We start from the raw sequence: 11,474 nt of genomic DNA on the forward strand, positions 1-11,474 counted from the left end.
CAAAGATTGCTCGCCCGCTTCCTTATGGAAGCGGGCTTCTTTTTGAATCGATATCGCATATGCTGCATGCGCCTTTAGAAAAGCTGCTACGATAGCCGTATCCAAGTTTCAGGAGGAACCGTGCTTTCTTTTATTCGTCGCCATTGGGTCGCCTATACCGTAGGAGCTGCACTTGCTCTTTTGCTCGGTTTTGGTGCTGCTTGGTTTGTTGGCGTTAAATGCTCGACTCCTGAAGACGTCCGTGCCGAACGCATCAAGGCAGAGCAAGCCGCAACTCAAGCCGACAAGCAGCTTGAGAAGGATACGGCTGGTTCAAACGAAGTATCGGATACAGGCTCGGCGCTCTAAACATATCAGCGTGAAAAAACGATAAGCGTTCGCTCTTGCTGTCCTGCTACTGCATTCGAGCAGGTGGCGAGTGTTAGGACTTGCCGTGCTTTATGGGCGTCTTCCTGAGCGGTTTGGGCTTTTGTTTCTGCCTGGTCAAGAATGAGGGAGAGCCAGTTGCGCATTTCGTCGGCGTCCGGCCATGCAAATCGCTGAACGAGTTCGTAGTTTTTCTCGACACGCAGTGCACAGAGCGGCTTAAAGCGAAAAATAAGGTTATCGACGGTTTCGATATTCGCCGACCCGAGTGTCTGAAACACGTTGCTCTTCCAGGCTGATGCGAGGCTGCTGAACATCAGTTTGGTCGATCCAAGATGATGGCCAAAGACCAAGACATGCTGGGAAGAGACTGTACACCTGTCGTCAATGAAGGGGCACCCTGCTACGTCCTTTTGATTCCAAAAATTATGATGGAGATACCAATCTTTGTTTTTAGGTGATGCCTGAACGAGGGGATAGGATACCGCCGTGTTCTCAACGACGAGCCAGCCCGCGGCGTCTTTGTTTTGATCAAGCAGGTTGGCTACCTCTTTGCTCGAGGCCGAGGTTGCGGTCGAGGTGGAGCGAGGCGTTGCGTTTGCCACCGCGGGCGTCTTGCTCTGCAGCTGCCTGTAAGCGAGCTGAGATGCAAGACGCTGTGCGGATTCTATCCCAGCGGAACCGATCCAAAGGAGCGATGCGACGCCGCAGGATGCCAGAAACGCTCTTCGGGTTGTGCATATCATCGTTTAGTCCTGCTCGATTTGCGCACGATGCTGGGGAAGAGGATGACTGCTATAAAGGCGAAGCTGCAAAGGATACTTGCAAGCAAGGGGATTAAATCGGAGTCGACACCGGTTTGTGCAAGAGGCCGCCCGATGATCTGTTTAACCTTATCTTTATCGTGATCCTCAAGGTTGGGGCCTCCGCCGTTTCGGTAGAGGTCGATAACCGCACTGTTGAGAAGAGAGCTCCCGCCTTCCCATCGCTTTTTTGTTGAGAGCTGGATAATCGCGGGCGCAAGGTCGCCTTCTTGTGTCTTATTGGGGGCTTTATCGTAGGAGTCGTTTTCGCTCTTTAGATCGGAGCGCGTCCATCCGTCCTTTTGCGTGGTAAACGAATCCGCAACGCTGCCGAATTCAAAGCGAATTGCGCAGATGTGCTGGCTCTCCTTAAGATCAAGATCGAGAACGTCAAGAATCCTTGCTTGTGTAGCGTCGATATTTTGCTCCCAAAGATGCCAATGTGAATAGTCGAGCTTGCGACCTTCGCCTTCGAGCCAAGGATTTTCGTGACCGTCTTCGAGGGTTGCGTTGGCGTTTGATTCGTTGAGGTAATCATCGTCGTTGGAAAGTTGATACCAAACGTTGAGTTTGCCGTCGTAATCCCCTTGAGCGACGGGCGTTATCACGCCGGTTACTTCTGCCATTCCTTGAGCTACGCAATCGAGCGGATCGGTAACCGTGCATTCGTCGACCCAGGTGTTGCTTGTGTTTCGCATATCAAGCAAATACGTATATACACGGCCCTCGCCTGCTTCCGTGAGGCGCTGTTGGCGCTTGTCAATTTCTCCAGTGATTTGAATGGGCTGGTCATACATGGCAATAGCTTGGATTTCGCCGCTTTCCTCAACGGTGAACGTGATGCTTTTTGCTACATCGTGTCCTTGGGGCGACTGCGTCTCGGTGAGTGTATAAGATCCTGGCGCAAGCGCTTCAATCCGATGGGGCTCAGTGGTCGAAGTCCATTCATCGACGATAGTTCCGTCGGAATCGGTGACGGTAAGATGCGCGCCGGCAAGCTCGCTTTCGTTGGTGATATCTCGTTTTGAGACATCGATTTTAGTGAAATCGTTTTCGATAACAATCTTATAGGACTCCTCGCCATCGATACGTCCGTATTCGTCAACGGTGAATTCGCGAATAAGGGGATCGAGAAGAAAGCCGTTGGCCGTGTTTGTTTCCTTGATGCGCCAAATGCCAGGCTGCAGGTGAATCGCGCGGCAGATGCCGTTTTGATCGGTCGTGATCGTAAGCGGCAAACAACCCTCTTTGAGTTGGGGAATATCGTGGGAGTCGTTATGGTCTTTGACGATGTCGTTGCTTTCGGCGGGTTTGCCGGGCTCGGGTGTCTGCTCGTCTTCCAGGCGCCAGAGGGTGAACTGCACGCCGGGGACAGGTGCATCGGTCCCTGCTTTTATCTTTTTGATTTCAACCGTTGTCGGTATGTTCGATATCGCACAGCTTGTACTGACAAGCGGGGTGTCTTGGTTCTCGTAGGTAAGCGTGAAAACAATCGGGTTGCTTGCGAGCACATGGCCGGGTGCAGGTTTTGTTTCAACAAACTCATAGGTTGCCTTACCGTTGCCGAGTGGGAGTTTTGTTGTCGTTGTACGTCCTTCTTCGTTGGTTTTTACATGGTCAACAACGGTCCCCGCGCTCAAGAGGACCGATCCGTTCGGGGCGATAATATCCTCATGAACGCGCACATCAAACTCGGCTTCACCAAGAGCCGCACCGTCTTCGGAGCAGGTTTTGACAAGCTGGGCGATTCCTGTGGCGGGGGAGTTGGCAACAGTGGCTATGCAAAGCGGCTCATCACCACTAATTTCGATTTGTACGTCTTCTCCGGCAAGGACATAGGGCTGCGCTGCTGTGATTTCTCGGATGTAATACGTTCCCGTTGCTAGTTGCTCGGGCAGCGTGACGCTTCCGTCGTCGCCCGTGGTAAAGGTGTCGATGCTTGATTGGGCCGGATACCAGACACTTTGGGAAATAAGGTTCTTGTTGTTGTCGAGAAGCTGGAAAGAAAATCCGGCAAGAGGAATGCGTTCCCCGGATTTTGCATCGACCTTAACGATCTGCAACCGACTCATCTTTCGATGGTTGTTGATGATGTACTTCAATGTGCAATTGTCGATTATTTGGTCAGCAGCGATCGTCCAATCTTCAATTGCTGCAAAGCCGTCGGGGATGGTCTGCTCATCCTCGTGGATGGTATAGCCCGCGGGGTCGTAGGGAATCGCCCCATGAGCGACGTGGGAGTTCGAACCGTTCCCAAACCATGCGCCCTTACTTGTGGCATATCCGTCTTTATCGGTTGTGATCGATCCGATTGCTTTGCCTGTGGTATTGGAGATGATCTGGAAGCACACCCCCTCAGCAGGAATCTCTTGCTTCGAGGAGCCCTCATCGCCTTCGTCTTTGAATTTTGCAATCTCGATATCAAATGCGACGGGTATCTCATCAAAATCGCTTTCGGGGATGAGTCTTAACGTGGCGTTTTCATCAAGATTGTCGGCCCCAACATGGTAGATGTGGTCTTCTGTGTCTAGGAGATAACCTTGCGGAGCTTTAGTTTCCCGTACATGGATGGTACCGAGAGGGATGTTTTCAAACGAGGCAACACCTTCTTTGTTCGTGGTAGCTGTCGCATGAAACCCTGGCGCGCTATCCGAGGTTAGCTCATACTCCGCCCCTTCGAACGAGCATCCTGCCTGTGCCGCACCTGCGCTTATGGCGTCATGTTTGCAAACAACAAGGGTGAACGTACCAGGTTTGTCGGTGGTCGAAACAAGGCTGTTGAGCCCTGCGGTTGTAAATTCGATTCGTTCTTCGTTTATGGCAAAACCCTTTGGAGCCTTTGTTTCCTGGGCATAGTAGGCAGTATTGGGCTTGAGGGCAAGTTCGGCGTGTCCATTTGCATCGGTGACAACGGTGTCTGCTAGTGAAGAATCTGATGCGTGATAGATTGCGTACTCTGCCCCTTCAAGTGCGTACTCTTCGTTATTTGCGCTGATGCTTGCGTCTGCAGAGGTTTTCGAAAAAATCACGCGGGTCTTTTTCTCGCTGGTGACGAGACTTTGATATCCAAACGTTTTATTCTCGCCTTTTGGTGTGCGATTGATCCATAGGATAGCGCACCCCTCTTCGATACCTCCTCCACCAGCTTGAGCATAGACGATTGCCTGCTGGTAGAGGTTCCAAGAGGCTTCTTTGATGTGAGGGTCTTTGATGGCTTCCCATCGTTCCTTATAAGCTTTGTTTCCATGCCAGGGAGGGTCGTATTTGGGAACAAAATTGAGAAGGTCAGGCCGTTTGTCACCAATGGCAAGCCAGATTGCTGCCATAGTGGCAGATTCAGACTTGCCTTTATCGAGTCCCGCAACCGAAGTGACGACTTTTCCGTCGTATCCATGATAGGCAACGTAGTCGAGCTCGGGGATTTTTGGCGAACCGTATCGAGTGAGTTTTTGGCCCACTTCGGGATAGGAAAGAAATCCCTGTGCGCAATAGGCGACGTTTTGTCCTTCGACGCGAATGAGCTTGCCGTGTCCGTCAGAGGAGTTGGGGTTGTGAACCAGGTCGCTTACGGTGATGGAGTCGCTGTTGGCGTGCGCGCCGATGAGCGCACTGCCAACAGCGCATGTCGCTCCGAGAAGGGCGATAGCGAGAACAACGAAAAGCGGCACCGGTCTGCGGCGTCCTATGGAGCGGTTGTCGTTCGTGTTGCGCCAGGGGAATCGGCGTGCCTTGCTGTGATTCACAATCGTCCTCCCTCGAATCGATGGGAGTCGAGCGTATAAGGACACATTCCCCGTTAGTTCCATCTATGCTTACAAAAGAGAACGCATCGATTCCCCTTATTCTTGCCAGTTTCTAACAAGGCAGGTGAAACGGGGTAAATATCAGCGGTGTTAAGCCCCTTAGCTTTGATTGCGACGACTGTCATCACAAAAAGAGGCGCGCATCTCCATGATCTTCGATGGGCTCTCGGTCTTCTCGCGCAGTTTTATCGTGGACTGGTACGTTTCTTGCTCCATAGGAACAATGCAGGTTATACTAACTACCGCGCATTCACTGCGTCGTATATGCGGGCATCGCCAAGTGGTAAGGCATCAGCTTCCCAAGCTGACACTCGCGGGTTCGAGTCCCGTTGCCCGCTCCCATTCGAATTTCAGGCACGGTAACGTTTCGCTACCGTGCCTTTTTGATAAAGTGCCGAGACTCGAACCCGACAGGGTGCGAGCGCCTACAACGGCTGTTTTGTCGCGCCCTAGTCAAACAAGCTCGGCATGTCGTTTTCCTTCATGAGAGCGCCGGCAGACGGCAAGGCCTGTGCGCAGAATCGCTCCGTCGAGGCTTCGCTTCCCAGGAAGTCTTCTGCCGCGCCCACAGCGGTGACGATACGATTCTTCTTTGCCGTGAACGCCTGGACGCCCTGGGTGCTGGTGGTTGTTTTGGTCTTGAGTAGCGACGTGTTGAAGCTCATTAGGCGGCCGTCGTTTGAGGCAAGCGCCAGGTCGCGGTCCTCCTTGAGCACCTGGGCAAACAGCAGTTTGCTGCCGCCGTAGATGGCATTCTTGAGGCGCTTGCGGTTGGTTTTGGTCACATAACCGGCAAGCGCGACGCGCACGACGCGGCCATTCTCGAAGACAAACAGCACGTCTGCCTTGTAATCCTCGGGGTCGATTACCCAGATTACAGACTCGTCGGGGTCCATCTCAAGATCGGTGGGCAGATAGGAGCCAAGCTGTGCTGACTTGGTGTCCTCGAACGACGCAACCTTGCACTTGTACACCTGGCTCTTATCGGTGAATACCAGCAGCTCGTGCGTATTGGAGGAGGGGAACTCGATAAAGGGCTTGTCCCCGTCTTTGTACTTGAGGGCGGCGCCCGTCTTAAGCACGCGATCCGTTAGTTTCTTGAGGTAGCCTTCGTGCGAGAGCATGATCGTAACCGGATATTCCTCGACCTCCGGCTCCAAACTCACTTCGATGACGTCCGCAGGATCGATCCTGCCCGTGCGGCGCGGCATCACGTACTTTTTATTAACCGCGGCAAGCTCGTCGCTGATGACCTGCTTGATTTTATCCTCGCTCGACAAGATATCCTCGAGCTCGGCAATCTCGCCTTCGAGCTTCTCGATATCCTTGGTGCGGTTGAGGATGTACTCCTCGTTGATGTTGCGGAGCTTGATTTCGGCAACAAACTCCGCCTGGGTCTCGTCGATATCAAAGCCGCGCATCAGGTTGGGCACGACCTCAGCCTCGAGCTTGGTTCCGCGGATGATGGCGATGGCCTTGTCGATATCGAGTAAAATCGCCTCGAGGCCATGCAAAAGATGTAGACGCTCGGACTTCTTGCCCAGGTCAAAGCTCACGCGGCGACGTGTCGACTCCACGCGCCAGGCAACCCACTCGTGTAGGATTTGACGCACGCCCATGACGCGCGGGTAACCGTCGACCAGCACGTTGAAGTTGCACGAGAACGAATCCTGCAGCGTGGTTGAGCGATAGAGTTTGGCCATGAGCTTGTCCGGGTCGACACCGCGTTTGAGGTCGATGGCGATGCGCAGGCCCGAAAGGTCGGTCTCGTCACGGATATCGGCGATCTCTTTGACCTTACCCTCTTTGGAGAGCTTGATGATGCGCTCGATGATGACGTCGGTTTTAGTGGTGTAGGGGATCTCGTAGACCTCGATGATGCGCTCTTCGGGAATCCAGCGCCAGCGCGAGCGAATCTGGAAGCTGCCAAGTCCCGTCTCGATGATGCGCTCCATCTCCTCACGGCGATAGATGATCTCGCCGCCCGTCGAGAAGTCGGGCATGGGCATGTATTCGAGCAGGTCGCAATCGGGATCTTCGAGATAGTGCATGGTGGCGCAGCAGACCTCGTTGAGGTTAAAACCGCAGATGTCGGACGCCATGGCAACGCCGATGCCCTTGTTGGCCGAGACCAGGATGTTGGGGAACGTCGTGGGCAGCAAGCGCGGCTCTTTCATGGCGCCGTCGTAGCTGTCAACAAAATCCACCGGGTCCTTGTCGATATCCTTAAAGATTTCGGCGCAGATGGGAGAGAGCTTGGCCTCGGTGTAGCGCGAAGCGGCGTAGCTCAGGTCACCCGAATAATATTTGCCAAAGTTGCCCTTCGACTCCACGAAGGGAGCGAGCAGCGCTTCGTTGCCCGTGGCAAGGCGCACCATCGTTTCGTAGATGGCGGCATCGCCATGTGGGTTGAGCTTCATGGTCTGACCCACGATGTTGGCGCTTTTCTGACGCTCTCCCTTGAGCAGGCCCATCTTGTACATGGTGTAGAGCAGCTTGCGGTGCGAAGGCTTAAAGCCATCGATTTCGGGGAACGCACGCGAGACGTTGGTGCTCATGGCATAGGGCATATAGTTAGTCTCGAGTGTCTCGGTAATAGGCTGCGCGGTGACCTCAGAATGCAAGCCGATGACGTTGGCGTCGTTGACCTGCTTCTTTTTAGGCTGAGTTTTAGTTTTCTTCTTTGCCACGATTTCCTCTTGTTGCTCTTCTTGGGCCGTTTTGATGTGCGCTGTGCCTTATTGCAGGTCCAGCTGGTCTAGATACTCTTTGCCGTGCTGTGCGATATGGCGCTTGCGCCCCTCGTCGTCGTTGCCCAGCAACAGGTTGAACATGGTTTCCATCTTCGTGACGTCTTCGGGTTCCACCTTGATCAGGCGGCGCGTCTCGGGGTTCATGGTGGTGAGCCACATCATGTCCGGATCGTTCTCACCAAGACCCTTTGATCGGTTGATGGAGCACTTCTGGTCGCCGATTTCTTTTAAGATGCCGTTCTTTTCGAGTTCGGTGTAGGCAAAGTAGGTCTTTTCCTTGCAGTTGATCTCGTAGAGCGGTGACTCGGCGATATAGACATAGCCCTCGTCGATGAGCGTGGGCACCAGGCGATAGAGCATCGTTAAGATGAGCGTTCGGATATGGTAGCCATCGACGTCGGCATCGGTACAGATGATGACCTTGCTCCAGTTAAGATTATCCAGGTCAAAGGAACCGAGGTTCTTGATGCGCTTATCTTTGATTTCAACGCCGCAGCCCAGCACGCGCATGAGGTCCATGATGATGTCGGACTTGAAGATGCGCGGATAATCCTCTTTAAGGCAGTTGAGGATTTTGCCGCGCACCGGCATGACACCCTGGAATTCGGCATCGCGCGAGGTGCGGATGGCGCCTGCTGCCGAGTCACCCTCTACGATGTAGACTTCACGGCGGGTTTTGTCTTTCGAGCGGCAGTCGATGAACTTCTGCACGCGGTTTGCCATATCGGTCTTCTGTTGCAGATTGGTTTTGATGCTCTGGCGAGTTTTTTCGGCATTCTCACGGGAGCGCTTGTTGATGAGCACCTGCTCCATGATCTTGTTGGCGGCATCTTTGTTCTCGATCAGATAGGTTGAGAGTCGCTCTTTGAAGAATGCCGTCATGGCCTGCTGGATAAAGCGGTTGTTGATGGCCTTCTTGGTCTGGTTTTCGTAAGACGTCTGGGTGGAGAAGCAGTTGGTCACCAGCACCAGGCAGTCCTGGACGTCTTGCCACTTAATGCCGCTCTCGTTTTTGTTGTACTTGCCCTGTTGCTTGATATAGGCGTCGATTGCGCTGGTCAGGGCACTGCGGGCCGCCTTCTCGGGCGAACCGCCATTTTCGAGCCATGATGAGTTGTGGTAGTACTCCTGCATCTGGAAGGTGCGGGAGAAGCACAGGCATGCCGTGATCTTAACGTTGTAGTCGGGCAGGTCCTCACGGTCGCGGCCGCGGCGATCCGCCTCGATAAAGAAGGGCTCGGTGAGATAGTTGGCGCCGACCTTCTCGAGCACGTAGTCTTCGATGCCGCGCGGGTAGCAGAAATCTTCCTCGGTAAACTCGCCGTCGTCGCCCTCGATGCGCAGGCGGAAGGTCACGTTGGCGTTGACCACGGCCTGGCGGCGCATGGTCTCACGGTACCACTCGTGGGGGATGTCGATCGAGGTAAAGACCTCGAGGTCCGGACGCCATTTGATGGTGGTACCGGTGCGCTCTTCATCGGTGGGTTCGACCTCAAGCGCCTTCTTCTTGGTCCCTACAACCTTGCCCTTCTTGAAGTGCAAGGAGTACTTGTTGCCGTCGCGCCAGACCGTGACGTCCATGTATTCGGAGGCGTATTGGGTTGCGCATGAGCCCAGGCCATTGGTGCCGAGCGAGAAATCGTAGTCGCCACCCTCGTTGTTGTTGTACTTGCCGCCAGCATAGAGCTCGCAGAAGACGAGTTCCCAGTTAAAGCGCTTCTCGGAAGGGTTCCAGTCGAGCGGGCAGCCACGACCGTTGTCTTCTACCTGGATCGATCCATCACGAAAGGCGGTAAGGGTGATGAGCTTGCCAAAACCCTGGCGGGCCTCGTCGACCGCGTTGGACAAAATCTCGAAGGCGGCGTGGGCGCAGCCGTCGAGGCCGTCCGATCCAAAGATGACAGCGGGGCGCAGGCGCACGCGCTCCTCATCTTTGAGCTGACGGATGCTGTCGTTACCATAGTTTGCGGTGTTTTTTGCCATACTCGCTCTTTCGGTGTCCCTTAACCGGTCCTCGACCTCGGCATTGCGCGAGGCGTCCTTGCTATTACGTTATCGCATGCTGGGAATCAGGTTGAAATTCTCAGAGAAAGTGCAGCACTGCTGGAAGGCGAATCCCATGTTGCATCCTGAACCCGAGGCGCTTGCTCGGCATGCAGATGATGGTATCGTACACTCTCCGACGCTTTCGGGCCAAAGCGCCATATCTGTGCTCGTATTGCTCTTCGGGCGTTTTTATAGAGCGCGTCAGCCTTTTTGCGTCTACGTCGTACAATATGTGCGTTACGTGCCAATAACCAAAAAGGAGCCGCAATGATCGACCGCTATACCCGTCCCGAGATGGGCCATATCTTCTCGCTGGAGAATAAGTACGCCGTCTGGCAGGAGATCGAGGTTCTGGCCTGCGAGGCTCAGGCAGAGCTCGGCAAGATCGGCATCACCAAAGACGAGGCCAAGTGGATTCGCGATCACGCCAACTTCGAGAAGGCTAAGGTCGACGAGATCGAAGAGGTCACCCGTCACGACGTCATCGCCTTCCTTACCAACATGAAGGAGTACATCGACGCCGATGTCCCGGCCGATGCTCCTAAGCCCAGCCGTTGGGTCCATTACGGCATGACCAGCTCCGATCTGGGCGATACGGCGCTTTGCTATCAGCTCACCCAGGCCTGCGACCTCATTATCGAGGATGTTCAGAAGCTCGGTGAGATCTGCAAGCGTCGCGCCTTTGAGGAGCGCGACACCCTCTGCGCCGGTCGCACCCACGGCATCCATGCCGAGCCCATGACCTTTGGTATGAAGTTTGGCTCTTGGGCATGGGAGCTCAAGCGCGATCTTGACCGCCTAAAGGATGCTCGTAAGAACGTGGCCTTTGGCGCCATTTCCGGTGCGGTGGGAACCTACAGCTCCATCGACCCGTTTGTCGAGGAGTACGTCTGCAAGAACCTGGGTCTGGTTCACGATCCGCTGTCCACGCAGGTTATCTCCCGTGACCACCATGCGTATCTCGCCGGTGTTCTTGCCACCACCGCAGCCACCTGCGAGCGTATTGCAACCGAGGTCCGTAACCTGCAAAAGACCGATACCCTCGAGGCCGAAGAGCCGTTCCGCAAGGGCCAGAAGGGCAGCTCCGCTATGCCCCATAAGCGCAACCCCATCACCATGGAGAAGGTCTGCGGCCTTTCGCGCGTGGTGAAGGCAAACGCACAGGTTGCCTTTGACAACGTCGCCCTTTGGCACGAGCGCGATATCTCGCACTCCTCCGCCGAGCGCGTGGCCCAGGCTGATTCCTTCATCGCCCTTGACCATATGTTCCAGTGCCTCATTCGCGTGATTGACGGCCTGCAGCTCTATCCCAACCGCATGATGGCCAACCTCAACAAGACGCGTGGCCTTATCTTCTCTTCGAAGGTCCTGCTTGCCTTGGTCGATACGGGCATTACGCGCGAGGACGCGTATGCCATCGTGCAGGAGAACGCTATGGCTACGTGGCACGAGGTGCAGGACTGCGTGAGCGGCCCCACCTTCAAGGAGCGCCTCGAGGCCGATCCGCGTTGTACGGTCAGCCAGGAGACCCTCGATGAGATCTTTGATCCTTGGGATTTCCTCACGCGTATCGGCGTGGTGTTCGATCGCCTGCAGGAGCTGGATTTCGCGTAAAGATTCTCTCTAAAGACGACTGTGGAGCCGCTGCGTACAGTTCCTTACGTAAAGGTCTGTGCGCAGCGGCTTTTGTGTCGAACCCCTGA

At 54.6% G+C, this 11,474-nt stretch carries 6 protein-coding genes and 1 tRNA gene; 3 read left to right on the forward strand and 4 right to left on the reverse strand.

Features of this window, described 5'->3' with window-relative positions; genetic code table 11:
• Positions 1-120 precede the first annotated feature (120 nt).
• Complete coding sequence (locus BQ9843_RS05475; RefSeq protein ID WP_075844216.1) at positions 121-348, forward strand: hypothetical protein; 228 nt, start codon at positions 121-123, stop codon at positions 346-348.
• 5 nt (positions 349-353) lie between these two features.
• On the opposite strand, the gene BQ9843_RS05480 is transcribed toward BQ9843_RS05475, so the two are convergent.
• On the reverse strand, positions 354-971 hold the full coding sequence (locus tag BQ9843_RS05480) for a class B sortase (RefSeq protein WP_195906622.1): 618 nt from the start codon (positions 969-971) through the stop codon (positions 354-356).
• Positions 972-1,108: 137 nt separating this feature from the next.
• The gene (locus BQ9843_RS05485; RefSeq protein WP_075844218.1) at positions 1,109-4,837 is read right to left on the reverse strand and encodes a SpaA isopeptide-forming pilin-related protein; all 3,729 of its coding nucleotides are present in this window, start codon (positions 4,835-4,837) and stop codon (positions 1,109-1,111) included.
• Positions 4,838-5,238: 401 nt separating this feature from the next.
• Between BQ9843_RS05485 and BQ9843_RS05490 the strand changes: the two genes are divergently transcribed.
• Positions 5,239-5,310 (forward strand) — tRNA-Gly (locus BQ9843_RS05490).
• Positions 5,311-5,421: 111 nt separating this feature from the next.
• Here the strand turns inward: BQ9843_RS05490 and BQ9843_RS05495 are convergent.
• A complete protein-coding gene (locus tag BQ9843_RS05495; protein ID WP_075844219.1) occupies positions 5,422-7,662 on the reverse strand; it encodes a DNA gyrase subunit A in 2,241 nt (746 codons plus the stop codon).
• Between the two features lie 48 nt (positions 7,663-7,710).
• On the reverse strand, positions 7,711-9,708 hold the full coding sequence (locus tag BQ9843_RS05500) for a DNA gyrase/topoisomerase IV subunit B (protein WP_040219568.1): 1,998 nt from the start codon (positions 9,706-9,708) through the stop codon (positions 7,711-7,713).
• 330 nt (positions 9,709-10,038) lie between these two features.
• On the opposite strand from BQ9843_RS05500, the gene purB reads away from it, so the two are divergent.
• Positions 10,039-11,385, forward strand: a complete 1,347-nt coding sequence (gene purB, locus BQ9843_RS05505) for an adenylosuccinate lyase (protein WP_022387189.1) — start codon at positions 10,039-10,041, stop codon at positions 11,383-11,385.
• Positions 11,386-11,474: the final 89 nt, after the last annotated feature.

Source organism: Collinsella bouchesdurhonensis, from assembly GCF_900155365.1.
In the GTDB taxonomy this organism is placed as follows: Bacteria; Actinomycetota; Coriobacteriia; order Coriobacteriales; family Coriobacteriaceae; genus Collinsella; species Collinsella bouchesdurhonensis.

What these genes read in the sequence shown, in the direction of transcription:
- purB (WP_022387189.1), top strand. Translation starts at nt 10,039, where the DNA reads ATGATCGACCGCTATACCCGTCCCGAGATGGGCCATATCTTCTCGCTG.
- BQ9843_RS05500 (WP_040219568.1), bottom strand. Translation starts at nt 9,708, where the DNA reads ATGGCAAAAAACACCGCAAACTATGGTAACGACAGCATCCGTCAGCTC.